This is a genomic window from Pedobacter paludisoli, from assembly GCF_052344095.1.
Lineage (GTDB): Bacteria > Bacteroidota > Bacteroidia > Sphingobacteriales > Sphingobacteriaceae > Pedobacter.
This window is the reverse complement of record NZ_CP179926.1, coordinates 2,383,574-2,404,082: the sequence shown is the minus strand read 5'-3', so window position 1 is coordinate 2,404,082 and position 20,509 is coordinate 2,383,574. Positions and strand designations below refer to the sequence as shown.

At 37.2% G+C, this 20,509-nt stretch carries 18 protein-coding genes; 10 read left to right on the top strand and 8 right to left on the bottom strand.

What is annotated here, in order from left to right; translation table 11 throughout:
- Positions 1 to 1,742 precede the first annotated feature (1,742 nt).
- Positions 1,743 to 2,360 carry a polysaccharide deacetylase family protein gene (locus ACJVDK_RS09755; RefSeq protein WP_443940044.1) on the bottom strand — a complete coding sequence of 206 codons (618 nt, stop codon included), beginning with the start codon at positions 2,358 to 2,360 and terminating at the stop codon, positions 1,743 to 1,745.
- Between the two features lie 59 nt (positions 2,361 to 2,419).
- Between ACJVDK_RS09755 and ACJVDK_RS09750 the strand changes: the two genes are divergently transcribed.
- The 4 genes from ACJVDK_RS09750 to ACJVDK_RS09735 all read left to right on the top strand — a co-directional run bounded on the left by ACJVDK_RS09750 (position 2,420) and on the right by ACJVDK_RS09735 (position 6,871).
- A complete protein-coding gene (locus ACJVDK_RS09750; protein WP_443936486.1) occupies positions 2,420 to 3,772 on the top strand; it encodes a TolC family protein in 1,353 nt (450 codons plus the stop codon).
- A 36-nt stretch (positions 3,773 to 3,808) separates the two neighbouring features.
- Entirely contained in the window at positions 3,809 to 5,143 is a 1,335-nt protein-coding gene (locus ACJVDK_RS09745; protein ID WP_443936485.1) for an efflux RND transporter periplasmic adaptor subunit, read from the top strand.
- 169 nt (positions 5,144 to 5,312) lie between these two features.
- Positions 5,313 to 6,311, top strand: coding sequence for an NAD(P)H-dependent glycerol-3-phosphate dehydrogenase (locus ACJVDK_RS09740; RefSeq protein WP_443936484.1), 999 nt, complete (start codon positions 5,313 to 5,315; stop codon positions 6,309 to 6,311).
- Positions 6,312 to 6,565: 254 nt separating this feature from the next.
- Positions 6,566 to 6,871 carry a hypothetical protein gene (locus ACJVDK_RS09735; RefSeq protein WP_443936483.1) on the top strand — a complete coding sequence of 102 codons (306 nt, stop codon included), beginning with the start codon at positions 6,566 to 6,568 and terminating at the stop codon, positions 6,869 to 6,871.
- Positions 6,872 to 6,926: 55 nt separating this feature from the next.
- On the opposite strand, the gene rimO is transcribed toward ACJVDK_RS09735, so the two are convergent.
- From rimO to rpmB, 6 genes are all read right to left on the bottom strand, one after another.
- On the bottom strand, positions 6,927 to 8,261 hold the full coding sequence (gene rimO, locus ACJVDK_RS09730) for a 30S ribosomal protein S12 methylthiotransferase RimO (RefSeq protein ID WP_443936482.1): 1,335 nt from the start codon (positions 8,259 to 8,261) through the stop codon (positions 6,927 to 6,929).
- Positions 8,262 to 8,436: 175 nt separating this feature from the next.
- Positions 8,437 to 9,399, bottom strand: coding sequence for a signal recognition particle-docking protein FtsY (ftsY, locus tag ACJVDK_RS09725; protein ID WP_443936481.1), 963 nt, complete (start codon positions 9,397 to 9,399; stop codon positions 8,437 to 8,439).
- Positions 9,399 to 9,800, bottom strand: coding sequence for a PIN domain-containing protein (locus tag ACJVDK_RS09720; protein ID WP_443936480.1), 402 nt, complete (start codon positions 9,798 to 9,800; stop codon positions 9,399 to 9,401). The genes ftsY and ACJVDK_RS09720 overlap by 1 nt, the downstream gene beginning before the upstream one ends.
- A gap of 117 nt (positions 9,801 to 9,917) precedes the next feature.
- A complete protein-coding gene (locus ACJVDK_RS09715; RefSeq protein ID WP_010599808.1) occupies positions 9,918 to 10,073 on the bottom strand; it encodes a DUF4295 domain-containing protein in 156 nt (51 codons plus the stop codon).
- A gap of 81 nt (positions 10,074 to 10,154) precedes the next feature.
- Positions 10,155 to 10,337: a 50S ribosomal protein L33 gene (gene rpmG / locus ACJVDK_RS09710; RefSeq protein WP_010599807.1), complete on the bottom strand. Its 183-nt coding sequence runs from the start codon at positions 10,335 to 10,337 to the stop codon at positions 10,155 to 10,157.
- Between the two features lie 43 nt (positions 10,338 to 10,380).
- Positions 10,381 to 10,614, bottom strand: a complete 234-nt coding sequence (gene rpmB / locus ACJVDK_RS09705) for a 50S ribosomal protein L28 (RefSeq protein WP_010599806.1) — start codon at positions 10,612 to 10,614, stop codon at positions 10,381 to 10,383.
- Between the two features lie 379 nt (positions 10,615 to 10,993).
- On the opposite strand from rpmB, the gene acs reads away from it, so the two are divergent.
- From acs to ACJVDK_RS09690, 3 genes are all read left to right on the top strand, one after another.
- On the top strand, positions 10,994 to 12,889 hold the full coding sequence (acs, locus tag ACJVDK_RS09700; protein WP_443936479.1) for an acetate--CoA ligase: 1,896 nt from the start codon (positions 10,994 to 10,996) through the stop codon (positions 12,887 to 12,889).
- 94 nt (positions 12,890 to 12,983) lie between these two features.
- Complete coding sequence (locus ACJVDK_RS09695) at positions 12,984 to 13,169, top strand: CsbD family protein (RefSeq protein ID WP_443936478.1); 186 nt, start codon at positions 12,984 to 12,986, stop codon at positions 13,167 to 13,169.
- 209 nt (positions 13,170 to 13,378) lie between these two features.
- Positions 13,379 to 13,747: a DoxX family protein gene (locus ACJVDK_RS09690; protein ID WP_443936477.1), complete on the top strand. Its 369-nt coding sequence runs from the start codon at positions 13,379 to 13,381 to the stop codon at positions 13,745 to 13,747.
- A 124-nt stretch (positions 13,748 to 13,871) separates the two neighbouring features.
- On the opposite strand, the gene ACJVDK_RS09685 is transcribed toward ACJVDK_RS09690, so the two are convergent.
- Positions 13,872 to 16,805 carry an insulinase family protein gene (locus tag ACJVDK_RS09685; RefSeq protein WP_443936476.1) on the bottom strand — a complete coding sequence of 978 codons (2,934 nt, stop codon included), beginning with the start codon at positions 16,803 to 16,805 and terminating at the stop codon, positions 13,872 to 13,874.
- A 207-nt stretch (positions 16,806 to 17,012) separates the two neighbouring features.
- On the opposite strand from ACJVDK_RS09685, the gene surE reads away from it, so the two are divergent.
- The 3 genes from surE (at position 17,013) to ACJVDK_RS09670 (ending at position 20,448) form a co-directional block, all read left to right on the top strand.
- A complete protein-coding gene (gene surE, locus ACJVDK_RS09680) occupies positions 17,013 to 17,855 on the top strand; it encodes a 5'/3'-nucleotidase SurE (protein ID WP_443936475.1) in 843 nt (280 codons plus the stop codon).
- Positions 17,856 to 18,164: 309 nt separating this feature from the next.
- Positions 18,165 to 19,274 carry a lipid-A-disaccharide synthase gene (gene lpxB / locus ACJVDK_RS09675; RefSeq protein WP_443936474.1) on the top strand — a complete coding sequence of 370 codons (1,110 nt, stop codon included), beginning with the start codon at positions 18,165 to 18,167 and terminating at the stop codon, positions 19,272 to 19,274.
- Positions 19,275 to 19,446: 172 nt separating this feature from the next.
- Entirely contained in the window at positions 19,447 to 20,448 is a 1,002-nt protein-coding gene (locus ACJVDK_RS09670; protein ID WP_443936473.1) for a LacI family DNA-binding transcriptional regulator, read from the top strand.
- The last annotated feature ends 61 nt before the right edge of the window (positions 20,449 to 20,509 follow it).

The window sequence follows — 20,509 nt, the reverse complement described above, 5'->3', positions numbered from 1 at the left end:
TGAATGTTAATCTTCCCGCCGAGTCAGGTGTTATCACCTCCCACTATAAAAAAATCATGAGATTGCTTTGCTGCGTACAATGATGAGGGGGATGAAGTTTTCAATAAATGGTACAGGTTGTTTGCCACCCCTCATGCCTTTCCTGCCTCTTTTGCCGGCAGGGCAATTTACTTTTGAAGGCCAAAAGTAAACAAAAGCCTTTGTCGATCCAGCTAGGCAGCTTTACCCGCAAGGCCTTCGCGCAAAACAAAAACAATCTCGCTAGGTTTTGTGGAGATTGGTTTTGTAACCAGTATTTAATTATTTCCACAAAACTGAATAGAACAATGCTCGGTACTACATATTCGAATGTTCGTTCTCCTGTTTTTGTTTTTTTCCGCTGCTGGGGACCGACGGGCGTACTTCGGTTAGTGCCTGCAATTTTGAACGTTTGTTCTCAAGCGTGTTACCAAAAAAATCACTTATACGCTATTTTTATCATTCTCTAGATACAAAGCATCTCTAATATCCGGTGCTAGGCTAGCCCCCATGCTAGGACCGGCCTAGGAGATGGTGGCCGAAGAAAGCAGCGAGAAGCTTTGCAGAAACGTTCAAATTCTTACTGTTCAAGAGAATTTGCAGCCGAGCGAAGGAATGGAGCGAAGCCAAGGCCTCAAATTATCGCCATCAAGTTTCTGCTAGCTTTATTCAACAACAGATCCAAGCCTTGATGTTTTGACTTCTTTTACATCAAGGTAAAAGAAGTTGTCCCGCCGGCAATGAGGCGATAATTGATTTTTCTTTAAGAGATGGCTTACTAAGCGCGCAATGAACGAGGGGTGTTTATGAAATTTTCTTGATTCGGTGTTCGGTGTTTGCCAACCCGCTTTCCCTTGCTTGCCTCTTGCCGGCAGGGCATTTACTTTTGTGGGCCAAAAGTAACCAAAAGCCTTTGTCGATCCGGCTAGGCAGCTTTGCCCGCAAGGCCATTCCTCAAAACAAAAACAGTCTCGCGCGGTTTTGTGGGGATTGGTTTTGTAACCAAGATTTAATTATTGCCACAAAACTGAATAGAACAATGCTCGGTAGTACACATTCGAATGTTGCTGCAACTGTTTTTGTTTTTTCCCGCTGCTGGGGACCGACGGGCGTACTTCGGTTAGTGCATGCTATTTTGAACGTTTGTTTTACCGGCATGTTTTATTCTGGCAATTGCTCGGCTAGCCCCATGCTAGGACCGGCCTAGGATGTTTATCCCGAGACTGGAATTGCATCAAGCAAAAAGAAGGATGCCGCAGCCGATGAGGCGTAAACTAAACTCCTTTTTATTTCCATTATCTTGTTAAGATCTGTCCACACGATAGGAGCATTCAGGGTCGACGGGCGTACCTCGGTTGCTGGCTGGAGGTTTGAACGTTTGTTTTCATAGCATGTTGCTCAAAATTTTGCTGTCATGCTGCGGCACAACGTGTTCCGATTATTCGGAAAAGCATCTCTAAGTAGGAAGCAGTTAGCTTTGCTTAGCGCGCAATGAACGGCTGTTTAAATCATCGTCGAAGCTAGACTGTGCGAGATGAAGCAATCTCAAAAAATTAACCTTCCGTGTTTTTTGTGTTTCCGTGGCAAACAAATTGAGCTTATTTCTTTTTCTCAGGCTAGAAAATAGATTACTTTCCCTAATGCTCGGGATACACAGCTCGCTCAAATCCAGCTTCGCAATAACGAAAACTGATAACAGCAACTCAAAAACTCTTGAAATCAGGTTACAAAGAAGCAAATAAGAAACCCCTATCTGAAAAATACTTTAGCACCCGTGGTAGCGCATATTCCAACCGGTCAAAAGCTTTTAAACTATCGTGAAATACAATGATGGAGCCACTTTCAGTATGTTTGATCACATTTTGGTAGCATTTTTCGGGCGAAAGGTGGGTGTCAAAATCCCCACTTAAAACATCCCACATCACAATCTGTAAATCCGGCATTTGAGATTTGAGACGCGAGATTTGCGCTTTCTTTATTCTCCCGTAAGGTGGTCGAAAAAGATTGGTTTGCGTAAGCGATTGACACTTTAATGTATTTGTTACATACGCCTCCGTTTCGGTTTCCCAGCCCTTCAAATGATTGAAAGTATGGTTTCCAATAGCGTGTCCAGCATTTTGAATACGTTCAAAAATTTCAGGATATTTGCCAATATTATCGCCAATACAGAAAAAAGTAGCTTTTGCATCAAAAGCTTTTAGTGTTTTTAAAACAAAATCTGTAACATTGGGTATAGGTCCGTCGTCAAAGGTCAAATAAATCACTTTTTTGGAGCGAGCTTTGTTCCAAAGTAATGAGGGATAATACCATTTAAGTAAAATTGGCGATTTAATTAAGTACATGAATAGCAAAGGTAGTAAATGCATGTACAGATTGAATGATTAATATAGAAATAACATATATGAAGAAAATTACTCGGGATAAATTTTTAGTGGCAGCAACGTTTGCGCTGGTCATAGGTTTAAGTCAAGGTGCTCAAGCACAGAAAGTAATTACACTTCAACAAGCTGTAGATAGTACGCTTAAAAATAACTTGCAGATTAAGCAAGCCGCATTTAGTGCCGCTGTAACAGATGAAACGTTAAAGCAATCGCAGTATGCTTTGCTGCCTACTTTGGGTTTAAATGGTCAACAAAATATGGGTTGGGGTAGAAATAACTACGGTAATACGGGTATTTACCAAAACACGCAAACGTATAATTTAAATCTAAATGCAGGTGTAAATGTCGATTTGTTTGGTGGTTTAGCAAAAATCAATCAAATCCGTCAAAACAAGATTTCATTGGAAGCGGATAAAACAAATGTTGATAAAATTAAAAATGACTTGATTTTACAAGTAGTTACCGCATATATGCAGGTTTTGTACAATAGAGATTTATTAAAAGCTTCAGCCGATCAACTCGATGTTTCAACTAAAACCTTAACTCGCTCCAATGCATTATTGGAAGCTGGTCGCGGTACGGTAGCTGATGTTTCCCAAGCAAAGTCTCAAGTAGCAACGGCAGAACTTGGTGTCACAAACGCACAAAATACCTTAACCATTTCGTATTTAACTTTAGCCCAGTTGATGGAGATACCAGGTAATAGCCAATTTGAAGTAGAAGCTCCTTTAGAATCAGCTTTGAAATCGGATGTAAACAAGTACGAAAGCCAAACAGTATTTGAAAGTGCAATGCAATCATTTCCGGATATTAAATTAGCTTCTTTACGGACGAAGGTTGCGGAGAAGGCCATTGATATTGCTAAAGGCAGTTATTACCCAACTTTATCAATGGGCGCCGGTTATGGAAGTAACTATATTTACCAGTACAATAGTCTAGCGTCAAATAATCCATTTTGGGACCAATTAGATAATAATCAATCAAAGAATATCAGTATGACGCTTCGTATACCTGTATTTAGCGGATTTAATGCCCGTACCAATGTGCGTAAGGCTAAAATCAACTACAATAACGCAGTGGTTTCAGAGCAACTGGCTAAGAACTCTTTAAATAAAATTGTGTCGCAAGCCGTAGCTGATTTAACGGCTGCACAAAGTAGATACGCATCTACTCAAAATGCCTTTAATGCACAAAAAGATGCCTATTATGCTGTTGAGCAACGTTTTGGAGTAGGTTTAGTGAATTCATTAGATTTGAGCACTGCCTTAACCAATAGAAATAAAGCGGAAATAGATTTTATCCAAGCAAAATACGATTTGTTATTCAGAGCAAAAGTAATCGACTATTATTTGGGTAAACCCATCACATTTTAATTAAAAAAGATTTAGAGATAAAACAATAAATAAATTATGAAACTTAAGCATATACTCATTGCAATTGGTCTTATTGTATTGGTCCTTATAGGTTTAAAACTGGCCGGTGTAATTGGCGGATCGAAAGCCGAAAAGGTAACCGTCGAAAAAGCCGGTGAAAAAACAGTAGTAGAAACCGTTACCGCCAGTGGAAAAATACAACCTGAAACAGAAGTGAAGTTAAGTTCGGAAGTGTCAGGAGAGGTAGTTGAACTGAAAGTAAAAGAAGGCGATGTGGTAAAAGCAGGTCAGTTATTATGTAAGGTTCGTCCAGATGTTTTGCAATCGGGTTACGATAGAACAGTGGCTACGTACAATGCTCAAAAAGCAAATGTGGCTGCGGCACAACAGCAATTGGCCCAAAATCAAGCAAATTTTATTAATGCAGAAGCTACGTACAAACGGAATGTAGAATTGTTTAATAAAAAAGTAATTTCTGCCTCAGAATTTGATGCAGCAAAAGCGGCTTATTTAACGGCAAAGGCAACCTTAGCAAGTGCAAAGGAAAACGTAGTAGGGGCTAAGTTTACCTTAGAACAAACAGGTGCAAACGTAAAAGAAGCAGGTGCAAACTTGGCTAAAACGACTATTTATGCACCAGTAGATGGTGTGGTATCAAAACTGTCAATTGAGTTGGGCGACCGTATTTTAGGTACCTCGCAAATGGCAGGTACAGAAATTATGCGTATTTCAAATCTATCATCAATGGAAGTAAATGTAGATGTAAACGAAAACGATATCACACGTGTAAAAGTAGGCGATAAGGCTTCCATCGAAGTAGATGCATTTGCCGATAGAAAATTCAGAGGTGAAGTAACGGAGATTGCCAGTTCATCAACTGCTGTTGGTACAACAACCTCATCTTCAGTAGATCAAGTGACAAACTTTTCGGTAAAAATCCGCATTAAAGAAGATACCGATGGTAAACAACAATCCGTATTTCGTCCAGGTATGTCAGCAACCGTTGATATCGAAAGTGAAACACAAACCAGTTTAACCATTCCAATTCAAGCGGTATTCACCGATGCAGGAAAGTCATCTGACAAAACAGGTGGCAATGAAGGAAATAACGATAAACAAAAGTCTAAATTAAATGATAAGACGGTGAAACAGTACGTTTATCTATACGATGCAAAAACCAAAAAAGTTAAAAAACAAGAGGTAACCACCGGTATACAAAACGACCAATACATCATTGTAAAATCAGGATTAAAATCGGGTCAAGAAGTTGTAACAGGCCCTTATGCAGCCATTCAAAACAAACTTAAAGACGGGGCAGTTGTAGAAAAAACCTCTAAAGACCAGTTATTTAACAAAGAAGCTAAGAAGTAAGGGTAAAATTACCTGCAATAAATAGTAACTTGCGCAAAAATGAAGGTGTGAGGCTTAGAGGCTTTGGAGGTGTAGGGCGTAGGGTTTGGAGTTTTAAATTTAATTTTTAACCTAAGCTTTAAGCCTTACACTTTAGGCCTTTTTTCCTTTACCTAAAACTATTTATATTATGGTACCTAAAATAGGCATGATAGGGGGCGGAAGCTGGGCAACAGCCATCATTAAAATGTTGTCAGATAATCTCTCTGAAAAGGAAATTTTTTGGTGGATGCGCAATGAAGAAGCAATAGAGCACATCAAGAAATTTAAACACAATCCACATTATCTGAGTTCGGTAGAAATAAAAATAAATCAAGCAAACATTTGTTCGAATCTAAAGCATATCGTTCAATCTTCAGATTATATCATTTTAAATGTGCCTGCCGCTTTTCTAAAAGAATCTTTAGCCGAGGTTACTGCTGATGACTTAAAAGGAAAAAAGATTATCTCAGCCATCAAAGGAATTGTACCAGAAGACAACCTCATTATTGGCGAATTTTTGCACACTCATTATCAAATCCCTTACGACGATATTTTAGTCATAAGCGGTCCTTGCCACGCCGAAGAAGTTGCTTTCGAGAAACTTTCTTACATCACCATCGCTTGTACGGATATTGAAAGTGCGGGCGTATTTGCCTCTTTTCTTAACACGCGCTATATCAAAACCAATGTGTCTGATGATATCTTCGGAACCGAGTATGCTGCGGTTTTAAAAAATATTTATGCGGTTGCAAGTGGTATTTGTCATGGTATTGGCTATGGCGATAATTTTCAAGCAGTCTTAATCAGTAATGCCATACGCGAAATAAAACTCTTTGTAGATGCTGTGCATCCCATCGATCGCGACATCAAAGAGTCGGCCTATTTAGGCGATTTATTGGTTACCGCGTACTCGCAATTTAGCCGCAACCGAACCTTTGGTAATATGATTGGCAAAGGATATACCGTTCGTTCTGCACAGTTGGAAATGAACATGATTGCCGAAGGTTATTATGCTGTAAAATGCATGCACATTAAGAATCAAGAGTACCAGGTAGAAATGCCTATTTGCAAGGCCGTTCACAATATTTTATACCAAAAACGTTCGCCACATATCGAAATGAAGTTGTTGGCAGAAAAGTTAAACTAAAAATAAAAAACATTGAAAGCTTGGTACGTGTATCAAGCTTTTTTGTTTTAAAATAGAATCGAAAGTGGAAGCCAGTGGTGTTTCGCTCCCTGCAGCCCTGCTGTTCATTTTACTTCGCCCAAAGGGCTTCGTGCTCACTGCCATCAGGCTTATTAAACAAAGCTAAGCGTTCTTGGCTCTTTTTTCGAGCAGGCGTTTCAAACAAAAGCAAAGACCTACGTGTTCTTAAAGTATCTACTTAAAAAAACAATACCATGAAAAGAATATGTAAAATGGGCTTATTAGCCATCGCATTAAGTGTGGGCTTAAGTTATCATTCCAATGCGCAAGAAAAAAAGAAAAGCGGTGTAGAAAAAGCAGCAACCGATGTTGGCAACAAAACCGCCGAGGTAGCCGTTAAAGGGGCTTCTAAAGTAACCGACAAAGTTTGGAAAGGTAAAATGGCGCCAGACGGTTCCGATGTGTACATCAACAATAAAAATGAGAAATACTATGTCAATAAAAAAGGAGCAAAAATTTGGCTAAAACCAAGTCAAATAAAAGATAGACCCAAAGATTAAGCAATCTAGAATTAAAAAATCCCGAGTTTTATAGCTCGGGATTTTAAATATATTCTTAAACGATTTTTCCGTATAAATCGAAATCTTCCGCTCGGTCAATTTTAACATTGACGAAGCTTCCGTTTGCGGCATAACCAGTAGCCGCATCTATTAATACTTCGTTATCGACCTCTGGCGAGTCGAATTCGGTACGTCCAATAAAGAAATCGCCTTCTTTTTTATCAACCAATACTTTAAAGGTTTTGCCTACTTTTTCTTGGTTAATGTCGAATGAAATACCTTGTTGAATCTCCATAATGTCTTCAACGCGTTGCTGTTTTACTTCATCAGGAACGTCATCAACTAGGCTATGCGCATGCGTTTTCTCTTCATGCGAATACGTAAAGCAGCCTAAACGGTCAAATTTTGTTTCGGCTACCCATTCTTTCATTTCTTCAAAATCGCGTTCTGTTTCGCCAGGATAACCACAAATTAAAGTGGTACGCATGGCAATGTTTGGTACTTTATCGCGTATTTGATTAACTAAATCAATGGTCTTTTGTTTGGTGGTACCACGACGCATTGATTTCAGCATATTATCGGTAATGTGCTGTAAAGGCATATCCAAATAGTTACAGATATTCGCACGTTCATTCATCACATCTAAAATCTCCATTGGGAAACCAGAAGGGTAGGCGTATTGCAAACGAATCCATTCAATGCCTGGAACATCCGATAAGCGGCGCATCAATTCATCTAATTTACGAACACCGTATAAATCTAAACCGTAATAGGTTAAATCTTGGGCAATTAAAATAAGTTCTTTCGTGCCGTTTGCCGCTAGTATTTTTGCCTCATTTACCAATTCTTCCATTGGTTTACTTAAGTGCTTACCACGCATTAACGGAATGGCACAGAATGAACATGGGCGATTACAACCTTCCGCAATCTTAAAATAAGCAAAATGCGATGGTGTGGTTAATAAACGTTCACCAATAAGTTCGTGTTTATAATTAGCACCCAATTCGTGCAAAATATTTTGTAAATCGTTGGTGCCAAAGAAAGCATCCACATTGGTAATTTCCGATTCTAGTTCCGGCTTGTAGCGCTCAGAAAGGCAACCGGTAACCACCACTTTTCCAATTTTACCAGCGTCTTTTAATTCGCTAAATTGTAAAATAGTATCAATCGATTCCTGTTTTGCATTATCGATAAAACCGCAGGTATTAATCACTACGATATCGTCTTTCCCCATTTTATCCGATTCGTGAACAACATTTAAATTGTTGCCACGCAATTGTCCCATTAAAACCTCCGAATCATAGACGTTTTTAGAACAACCTAATGTAATCACATTAATTTTCGGTTGCTTTTTTATGGCAGTTTTATTTTTTGCTACTTTGGTATTCATATTGTATTCGCCCAGACGGTATTGATTTAAAAGATTTTAGCCGTTTAACTTTGAAAATCCTTTTTTCTCTTTATCTGGTTTTATGTTTTGTCTTGTTAATCTAGGATCGACTTTACAGATTTCCGCATGCTGCTTCCCCCTGTTTAATCCATCCAGAAATGTGGTTTGTTTAAATCTACTTAAACAAACTATTCACAAACTCCTTTTTATCAAAAAGCTGTAAATCGTTTATTTTTTCGCCAACGCCAATGTATTTAACGGGGATTTTAAATTGATCTGATATGCCGATTACGACACCACCTTTAGCGGTTCCATCCAATTTGGTAATGGCTAAGGCATTAACATCGGTTGCTTCGGTAAATTGTTTGCATTGTTCAAACGCATTTTGGCCGGTAGAGGCATCTAAAACCAGCAAAATTTCATGCGGAGCATTCGGTACAACCTTTTGCATCACTTGTTTTATTTTACCCAGCTCATTCATCAAGCCAATTTTGTTATGCAAACGACCCGCGGTATCAATAATCACCACATCTTCGCCATTTGCCACAGCCGATTGTAGGGTGTCAAAAGCAACAGAAGCAGGGTCAGAACCCATGGCTTGTGCTACTACACGCACGCCAACACGCTCACCCCAAAGTTTAATTTGATCTACAGCGGCAGCTCTAAAAGTATCGGCAGCACCTAAAACAACTTTTAAATTTTCGTTTTTAAGTTTGTGAGCCAATTTGCCGATGGTAGTAGTTTTACCCACTCCATTTACACCCACCACCATAATTACATAGGGTTTGTGGTCGCCGTATTCGAACTGGCGGAAATCGTTGCTATTGTTTTCAGATAGCAATAACTGAATTTCATCGCGTAAAAGATAGTTTAACTCCGAAGTGTTTAAATATTTATCTTTCGACACCCGTTGCTCAATGCGCTCAATAATTTTTAGGGTGGTGCTTACGCCCACGTCCGAAGTAACCAATACTTCTTCTAAATTATCGAGAACCTCATCATCAACCGATGATTTACCGGCAACCGCTTTTGTAATTTTAGAAAAGAAACCGTCTTTTGTTTTTTCTAATCCTTTATCTAAAGCTTCTTGTGCTTCAGGTGCAGTCTCTTTCTTTTTAAAAAAATCGAATAGGCCCATTAGTTATTTTTGTAGTTCTTTAAAAAATCGCTAGGTGTTTGTACAGGTATTTTACTGCGGTTGAAATCTTGTATATTTCTAGAGATGATTAAATCAACATTGCTTAACTCTGCACTAGCGTTTTGCATTGCATCTTCAAAATCTGCGAAATTAGAATGAAGAGCTAAAAAAATAGTGTCTCTGTTTACATTTAAAATATCAACTGTTGCTAATAAAGATTCAATTGTTTCTATTGCCTTTGTGTGCCCAGCGTTCTTTTTTACAATGTAATAAATGTCAGTTATCGATGATCCATCCTCTAAAATAATAACTTCTACTTCTTTGTTTTTTACATCAAGTTCTTCAGGTAATACAATAGTCCCATTTTCAGAAACCTTTGTTTTAAACTTGTACGCTTCCATCGTTATGCTTTTTATCAAAGGTAATCAATTATTCTCTACCGTAAATTCCTTTAACAAAAAAAGCCCTTCCGGATTAAACGGAACGGCTCTTAATATTTTATGTTAAAAATATTAACCTTATTTAGATGCGATAGCATCTTTAACGTGGTCATTATGAACGATAAGTTCTTTGAATGAATAAGCACCAGTTTTAGGTGATTTTACCATTGTGATAACTTTCGAATATTCTTTACCAGTTCCTGTTTTAAGGGTTGCAACTACTTTCTTTGCCATGTTATTATAATTTTAAACGATTAAATGATAGATTGATAGAATTGGGGAAACCCTAAACATTCTACCTTTAACATTTTAACCTTATTTAATTTCTTTGTGTACAGTTACTTTTCTCAATACCGGATTGAATTTTTTTAATTCTAATCTTTCGGTAGTGTTTTTACGGTTTTTAGTAGAAATATATCTAGACATACCTGGCATGCCACTTTCTTTGTGCTCAGTACATTCTAAAATAACCTGAACTCTGTTACCTTTTTTTGCCATTTTAATATAAATTTAAACTGTTAATCACAACAGTTAATGTTTTTTACAAAAATCCTTTTTTTACGAAACGGTTAATTGCTTCGCTAATACCCACTTTATTGATGGTTTTAATCGCTGAAGTTGAAACTTTCAACGTAATCCAACGGTCTTCTTCAGGGATATAAAATTTCTGAAGTTTCAAATTAGGATAAAATTTGCGTTTGGTTTTAACGTTCGAGTGTGAAACGTTATTTCCTTTCATTGCCATTTTTCCTGTTAAATCACAAACTCTTGACATGACTTGTAAATATAGTTGTTAAAATATCGTCGCTTAATTTTTTTAAGAGTGTGCAAATATCTGAATAATAATTGAAAACAGCAAGAGGTATTTAAATATTTTTCTAAAAAATATATTCAATACTTCGTGTACCGCTTGGAACACGCTTAACAAAAAATTAAGTTGCAAATTTACATTTTTTCTTCGAACTAGCTTCCTGATTTTTTCATTTAGTCTTTTTAAAATGAGCGTATTCTGCGTAATTTTTGCAAATCTGGTCGATATGTGATGTAGGCTTTGTTGTAATTCATCGAAATTTTAACATAAATGAATTTTAGCTTCATTATAAATGTTTAAATTAGCCGCCACAACTAGTAACCAAAACATATAAACAAGAGCAATGCAAATTAAATCTTTTAAGCAATACGAGGAGGAGTATAAAAAAAGCATCGAAAATCCCGAGCAATTTTGGGGCGAGGTAGCGCAAAATTTTCAATGGCGTAAACCTTGGTATAAAGTTTTATCTTGGAATTTTTCTGAACCAGATATTAAATGGTTTCAGGGTGCGAAGCTTAATATTACGGAAAATTGTTTAGATAGACACCTTGAAAAGGATGGTGATAAACCCGCCATTATTTGGGAACCCAATAATCCTGAACAAGAAAGCGTAACCTATACGTATAAAATGTTACATGAGCGCGTATGTCGCTTCGCGAACATATTAAAACGTAACGGTGCTAAAAAGGGAGATCGTATTTGTATCTATTTACCCATGGTGCCAGAGTTAGCTATTGCTGTATTAGCATGTGCGCGTATTGGTGCGGTTCATTCAGTTGTTTTTGGAGGTTTTTCTGCAAAATCAATAGCCGATCGTATTAATGATGCCGGTTGTAAATTGGTCATCACAGCCGATGGAGCGTACAGAGGAAATAAACAAATTCCGTTAAAGGATGTAATCGATGACGCATTAATTGGTTGTCCGACCGTTGAAAAATGTATCGTGCTAACCCATGTGCGTACACCTGTTTCCATGTTGAAAGGACGCGATGTGTGGTTAGAAGACGAGGTAAAACACGTAAACGATGTATGTCCGGCTGAAGAAATGGATGCGGAAGATTTGTTGTTCATTTTGTATACATCGGGTTCAACCGGAAAACCAAAAGGGGTGGTGCATACCTGTGGCGGATACATGGTTTATGCGGGTTATACTTTTGCCAACGTATTCAATTATCAACCCGGAGAAGTTTATTTCTGTACTGCTGATATCGGCTGGATTACGGGCCATTCGTATATCGTTTACGGACCACTTTCGCAAGGTGCTACCTCGGTATTGTTTGAGGGAATTCCAACGTATCCTACACCATCTCGTTTTTGGGATATTGTTGAAAAACATAAAGTAAATACATTATATACCGCTCCAACGGCCATTCGATCGTTGATGAGTTACGGCGATGAGCATTTGGAAGGAAAAGATTTAAGTACGATTCGTGTGTTGGGATCTGTAGGAGAGCCTATCAACGAAGAGGCTTGGCATTGGTTTGATGAAAAGATTGGTAAATCAAAAGCACCAATTGTAGATACTTGGTGGCAAACGGAAACCGGCGGCATCATGATATCGCCTATTGCAACTGTGACACCTACTAAACCAAGTTTTGCTACTTTACCACTTCCGGGTATTCAGCCGGTGTTGGTAGATGAGAATGGGAATGAAATTGAAGGAAATAATGTAAGTGGAAATTTATGCATTAAATTTCCGTGGCCGGGAATGTTGCGTACCACGTATGGCGACCATGAACGCTGTAAACTAACCTATTTCTCTACATATGAGAACATGTATTTTACTGGCGATGGCTGCTTACGCGACGAGGATGGATATTACCGCATTACCGGTCGGGTAGACGATGTATTAAACGTTTCAGGACATAGAATAGGTACTGCAGAAGTAGAAAATGCCATTAACATGCACGCCGGTGTAGTGGAGAGTGCGGTAGTAGGTTATCCGCATGATGTAAAAGGACAAGGCATTTATGCTTTTGTGATTTATCCAGAGATGCACGGCGAAGCCGATTTATCGAAACGCGATATTTTACAAACGGTAACACGCGTGATTGGAGCAATTGCCAAGCCTGATAAAATTCTATTTGTTTCGGGTTTACCTAAAACACGTTCAGGTAAGATCATGCGCCGCATATTGCGTAAAATTGCCGAAGGGGATACCTCAAATTTAGGCGATACATCTACCTTGTTAGATCCGGCGGTTGTAGAAGAAATTATCGAAGCAGCAGGTCAGCTTTAATTGTTTCCATAGCTAGATTTGAACTTTCCTTAAAACATTTGCGTGTATTGCGTGTTGTTAATACATAATACATGTTAAACGTAAATATTGCAAAATGGATAAGTTAGAAATTAAAGGAAAATGGAATGAGATTAAAGGTAAAGTAAAACAAGCCTATGCAGATTTAACCGATGACGATTTAATGTATGATGAAGGTCGAGACGATGAGTTGTTAGGTAAACTGCAACAAAAAACAGGAAAAGGAAGAGATGAATTAGTAAAATGGATTAATTCTCTTTAATAAACTTTATACATGAAAAGCAGCCCTTGGGTTGCTTTTCTGTTTTTAGGCTATTTTTATTTTATGTAAAGAGGATGAAATACCAATTTATTACGGCGCGCTGATGAATTTGTGTGTGTGGCTACATTCTCAATTACAGAAATTCTAGCGCGAATAATTCAGTCGAATAGTTAAAAAAGCAAGACATGGACGCAAAAGGAATAAAAACAATGACGAGGATTATATTGGGCGCAACGTTATCGTATGCAGGATTGAGCCATTTAAGTTTCGCTAGAAGGGAATTTAAAGCGCAAGTTCCTAACTGGGTGCCATTAGAAAAAGACGATACTGTTTTAGTTTCTGGTGTTGTTGAAATAGCACTGGGAACCGCTTTGGTTTTCACGCCTAAAAAGCATCAAAAGTTAGTAGGTATACTTGCCGCTGGTTTTTTTGTCGCAGTATTTCCAGGCAATATTTCACAATATTTAAATAAAAAAGACGCATTTGGACTAAATACAGATGGAAAAAGATTTGGGCGCCTATTTTTTCAGCCGTTGTTGGTTTATTGGGCATTGAAAAGTACGAAGGCAATAAAATAAGTATCTCCAAAGCATATGGATGAAAATTATCACGTAAAAGTTCGTTTGAAAAAATATGCGACTTATAACAAAAAAAGAGGCTACCTTTCGATAACCTCTTTTTGAAATGTTCTTGTCTCTGGTCTTAATATCCGAAAATTTGTTCCAAGGTTAATTTTGTTACCGGCCCAAATTTTTCTAAGTCATTCATATTAATTTTCTTTTCAGAAGCTACTACACAATAATTGTAAGGCTTATTAGAAAGACTTTGTTTATGAAAATCTTTAATATTTGCAAACGTTAGTGGCTGTAGGTTTTTGTAAAGATCGATTCTTGAATCGTGATCAAAACCTAGTTTTTTGTCTGTAATGTATTTTGAAATAATGTTATCTTTTACAATTCTAGAACTTTCAATACCGTTTAATGAGTTGTTTTTAGATAAGTAAAAAGACTTCTCAGATTCTGGTAACACGGTTAATAATTCGTTCATTCCTGCTACGGCATCATTCATTTTATCGGCTTGCGTACCAACGTAAGCGATTACGGCATTTTCTTTTTCTTTCGCACCTGCTGCTGAGTAAACAGCAAATGTAGAATAGGCTAGAGCTTTTGATTCACGAATGGTTTGGAATACAATTGAACCCATTCCGCCTCCGAAATAATTGTTGAATAAAGTGATTTTGGCAGCGTTTTCCGGATTGTATAATCCATCGTTACGTTGCCATCTAATTTCAGCTTGTACCATGTCGTAATCTGCGAAATAAACTTTATTTGCATCCGTTACCGTGTAGTTGAATTTCTTTTTGTCTGCAATTTTAGTAAAACTAGCAGGCAAAGCATGAACTTTAATCAATTCGCTTGAAAAGGCATTCAATTCTTTCGGGCCATAATAGTTGATGGTGTGGCTGAACTTAGTTAAGTTGTGTAATAGCTGAATTAAATCGTCTGATTTAATGTTTTTTACTTCTTCATTTGTCAAAGCATAATTAAATGGATTGTCAGATCCGTATTGTGCATAACTCATTAAGCCATTTAAAATAGATGATTTGTTTAATTTGTTATTTTCTCGTGTTTTTAAAATTCTCGCTTTTAAATTTTCAAGAGCAGCTTCATTCGGTTTGCAATTTGCTAAAACATCTTCCATTAATGCAGTTGCCTTGTCGAAATTTTCTTGTAAACCAATTAATGAAATGCTACTCGTTTCACTACCAATATTTACCGAATAGGTACAAGCCAAGTTATAAAATGCTTTACTAATATCTTCTGCTGAATACTTATCAGTACTTAAAAAAGTTAAATATTGTGCAGCATATGGCAATAATTTATAGTTGTAACTGCCTAATTCAAAGTAATAGTTCATAGTAAAAATACTATTTTCGGTATTTTTAACATACAAGATATCAGCAATTCCGGCTTTACCAAAGCTTAAATCTTTTGTATAATCTAAGAATTTAGGCGCAATAGGTTTAACAGGTGCGATAATGATATTTTTTGTAAAAGGAGAAACCTCGTTCGCGTTGGTTTTAACAGCCGTGATACTTGGCTTTTCTACTTTTGCAATAGTTTTATCTTCCGCTTTGTGTTTTAATACTGCTACATAATTGTTAATGAAGAATTTGTTTGCAAAATCGATGATTTCTTTTTTGCTCACTTTACCCATTTCATCGGTTGAAGCTAACATTTTATTCCAATCATTACCTCTATTTAAGATAAAAGCATTCATAGTAGCTTCAGCTCTTGTGCCATTGTCGTCAAAACCATTTAACTCTCCAAATTTGATATTGGCTACAGTTGCTTTGATAAGGCTTTCGTCAAATTCACCTTTTTTAAGTAAATCTATTTGCTCAAGTAATAACTTTTGAGCGTCTTCTAGCGTTTGCCCTGCCTTAGGTGCACCCGATAAAATGAAAATACCATAATCTTTCATTTGGTTATAACCCGCACCCGCGCGCAATAACTTTTGTTGTTTATTGATGTTGATGTCTAGGAGACCCGCTTTGCCGTTCGATAAAATACTACCAATTAAATCTAATAGTAAACTTTCGTGTGTGTTTTGAGCAAAGCCACGATACGCGATGTAAAGGTTTTCAGCGCTAGGACCGTTGATGTCGATGGTCTGAATTTTGGTTAAAGGCTTTTCAGCAGGAGCTGAATACGGGGTTACTGGTTTGTTAACCATGTACGCAAAATTCTGATCAATTTTCTTAATTAACTCGTCGTAATTAATATCTCCCGACATAATTAAAGCCATATTGTTGGGCACATAATAGGTATTGTAGAATTTCCTAATTTCAACTAACGATGGATTTTTTAAGTGTTCAATGGTACCAATCGTTGTTTGTTGTCCGTAATTATGCGTTGGAAATAAGGCATAAAGCATTTTTTCATACATTTTGCGGCCATCGTTATCCATACCAATGTTTTTTTCTTCGTAAACAGCTTCCAATTCAGTGTGGAAAAGACGAAACACTGGATTGCGGAAACGCTCGGCTTGTACGGTTAAAAATTTATCAATCGCATTTGATGGTAAATCTTCTTCGTACACAGTTTCTTCTACAGCCGTATGCGCATTGGTTACACCACTACCAATTGCTTTCATCATTTTATCGTACTCATTTGCAATCGAGTAATTAGATGCTTCGCCAGATGTTTTATCAATTTCTGCGTAAATCTGTTTACGTTTGGCCGGATCAGTTGTTTTGTTATAGGTTTCGTACAAAGCCTCAATTTTATCTAAATACGGTTTTTCTTTGGTGTAGTTCATGGTACCAAACTTATCCGTTCCTTTAAATAATAAGTGTTCAAGGTAGTGCGCTAAACCTGTATTGGTGCGTGGGTCGCTATTACTTCCGGCTCGTACAGCCATTTTGTACACAATGTTAGGCTCCTTGTTATTCTGTGATAAAATAACGGTAAGTCCATTTTTTAGTGTGTAAAAACGTGTTTTGGTGGGGTCGTTGGTCACATATTTAAATGCATACCCTCCTGAATTACCAGTCTTCCATTGGTAAGTGTTTTGGGCTTTAGCAAATGTTCCTACAATGACAAAACATGCTAAAGTTAAAAATTTGAATTTCATGAATGTTTGATTTGTTGCTTAAAATTTCCTTGAATCTGTTCGTTTTAGGGATATTTATTGCTAATAAGTTGTATTTTCAAATATAATTAATTTGAGTGAGTATGTGAAATATAACTCCTGTCAAGTAGGAAAACTCAGGGTAATATGTGATTTTCGCACATTATAAACAATGTTTGCCTTCCGCGTTATATTCTGTATTTTTACCACATGACAAAACAGAGCCAGAAACCAAGAATTTTAGTTGTAAACGATGATGGTATAACTGCCAAAGGGATTAAGAACTTGCTGGAAGTGATGCAAGAGATTGGTGATGTAGTGGTGGTTGCGCCGGATAGTCCGCAGAGTGGAATGGGACATGCCATTACAATCGGTAAACCCATCCGTTTCGATCGGGTAGATTTATACAACGGAGTAGAAATGTACAAGTGTAGCGGAACCCCTGTTGATTGTGTAAAGTTGGCCGTAAATAAAATCTTTAAAGGTAAAAAGCCAGACTTATGTGTCTCGGGAATCAACCATGGTTTGAATAATTCTATCAATGTTATTTATTCGGGTACCATGTCGGCGGCAGTTGAGGGAGCTATTGAAAAAATCCCTTCAATAGGTTTTTCTTTGGATGATTTTTCGGCCGATGCCGATTTTAGTTTTACCAAAAAGTATATCAAAAATATTTGTGAAGAAGTGTTGAAACACGGATTAGCGGAAGGAACACTGTTAAACGTAAACTTTCCCAAAGGTGATTCGATCAAAGGAATAAAAATTTGTCGTCAGGCCAATGCCAAATGGGCAGAGGATTTTGAAGAACGTATGGACCCTTACAACCGTCCTTATTACTGGTTAACAGGCGTTTTTCAAAATTTTGATAACGGGCAGGATACCGATGTATGGGCTTTAGAGAATCAGTACGTTTCGGTGGTTCCAGTACAATTTGATTTAACGGCACACCATGCTATCCAAACGTTAAATACCTGGAATTTTATACAGAATACGGCATCAGAGTACACAGAACGAACAAAGATATCGGCTCCGGATGGACTAAATTTAGGGTAAGGAAGAAACATGCTTAGAAAAATAAACAATTCTGTTTGGTTAGGCTTATTTATTGGATTGTTATTACCCGCGATTTTTTGCGCTACTGCCTATTATTTAATTACGCATGTTGTTTTTTTAGCAAAAGCCGACTTGTTATACATTGCCGGAATCGCTATAAATGCTTTCACTATGCAGTATTTTTTCAAAGAAAATAAAGAGCATTTGGGACGAGGGATATTGGCCGCAACCTTTGTATGCGCATTTGTATTCTTTTTTTATAAAGTATTTTAATGGCTTATTTCCTTGTATCATTTTAGCTAAAAAAACATGAAATATTATCTTGTAGCCGGCGAGGCATCGGGCGATTTACACGGGGCCAATTTAATGAAAGCCTTAAAAGAAGAAGACCCGAAGGCGGAGTTCCGTTTTTTTGGTGGCGATAAAATGTTAAACGAAGGTGGAACATTAGTAAAGCATTATGCTGATATGGCTTTTATGGGGTTTACCGAAGTGGTGATGAATCTCCGAACCATATTTAAAAACATGGATGCCTGCAAGAAGGATATTTTAGCCTATCAGCCAGACGCGGTAGTTTTGATCGATTTTCCGGGTTTCAATTTAAAAATAGCCAAGTTTGCAAAAGAGCAAAATTTTAAAACCTGTTATTATATTTCCCCGAAAATTTGGGCTTGGAACCAAAAAAGGGTTTTAAAAATCAAACGCGATGTAGATAAAATGTTCTGCATTTTACCCTTTGAAGTCGATTTCTACCATGAGTGGGGAATGCAGGTTGATTATGTTGGGAATCCATTGCTAGATGAAAAAGCGTTGTTTAAACCGGATGAGAATTTTAGAATCGATCAACAGCTAGGAAAAGAAAAAGTAATTGCTTTATTACCAGGAAGCCGGAAACAAGAAATAGAGCGCTTATTACCTGTTATGCTAAGCGTAACGGAAAATTTCCCGGAGTATACATTTGTCGTGGCGGCTGCACCAACTTTTACAGAAGCTTATTATCAGCAATTTATGGGGGATAAATCTATTAAATTGTTGTTTAACAATACGTATAATTTGTTGCACATTGCACATGCAGCATTGGTTGCTTCAGGCACTGCTACACTGGAAACCGCTTTGTTTAAAGTACCACAAGTGGTGGTTTATAAAGGTGGTGCAATTTCCATAGCCATTGCACGATTATTGGTTAAAATTAAATTTATTTCGCTCGTTAACTTAATTGTAAACAAAAAAATTGTAACCGAACTGATTCAGGAAGATTGCTCAACGGAAAAGATTTATACGGAATTAAAAAGTATTGTAACAGGACCGGGTAGAACAAACATGTTGCATAACTACGATGAACTTTTGACTTTAATGGGGACTCCTGGAGCTTCCGAAAAAACCGCAAGGTTGATTGTTGCGTATTTGAAAGAGAACTAATTTGATCGAAGGAATAGCAAATCTCTATTTTTTAGTGAGTAATGATCCTTTTTAGAAAGTAAACGTTAATAAACGTCATTACTACGCTTTTAGTCTGAAAAATTCTTGTTAATAATGTTTTTTAACCATTATATTCGCAAAGAATCTATTTATATCTTTTTAAAACATACACATGAAGTCTCTCTCCATTAAAGACATTGCTAACAAAGCAAACGTATCTATTACAACTGTTTCTTTTATCATCAACGGTAAGGCAAAGGAGAAGTCGATTAGTGCGGCAGTGATTGAGCGTGTAGAAAAAATTATTGAGGAGAGCGGCTATAAGCCCAATCAGATTGCTAGAAGTTTACGTACCGGTAATTCGAATATTATTGGGTTGGTAGTGGAAAATATTTCGAACTCATTTTTTTCTCGTATAGCACGTTTAATTGAAGATAAAGCGTATAAGAGAGGCTATAAAATCATTTATTCTAGCACCGAAAACAACGTAGATAAGGCAAAGGAACTTATCAATATGTTTAAAACCCGCAAGGTTGATGCCTATATTATTTCGCCTACAAAAGGGATCGAGGAAGATATCCAATTGCTTTTAAACGATGATAAGCCGGTAGTTTTGTTTGACCGTAGTTTACCTGAAATTGATACAAATTATGTAGGCGCCAATCATTTTAAGGCCTCGTATGAAGCAATTGAGAGCTTTACAAAACAGGGTAAGAAGCACATCGCTTTGGTAACAACAGATATTGATGTGGAACAAATTACGAATCGTTTAGATGGGTATAAAAAAGCGTTAGAAGATTATAAAATTCCTTTTTCTGAAGAATTGGTTTTGACCGTTCCATTTAATCAAGGGGAGGCAGAAACCATTAATCAAATAAAAAATCTGTTTTCGACCAAGAAAATAGATGCGGTATTGTTTGCAACGAATTACCTTGCTTTGAGCGGTTTGCGCGCTTTAAAAGAGATGGGGAAAACAATAAACGACGAATTATCGGTTATTGCGTATGACGATCATGAGGCTTTTGAATTGCACACACCGAGCATTTCGGTGGTTCAACAACCTTTAGAAGAGATTGCCGAAGCCGTGATTAACATGATTTTGGCTCAATTATCGGCTAAGAGCAAGTTGCAAACGAAAACCGAAATTATTCCTGCAAAATTAATTATCAGATAATAAGTTTCTTTTTTTAGGATTACATAAGCAAAGGTTGTTTATGTGTTAAAAGTATTATACT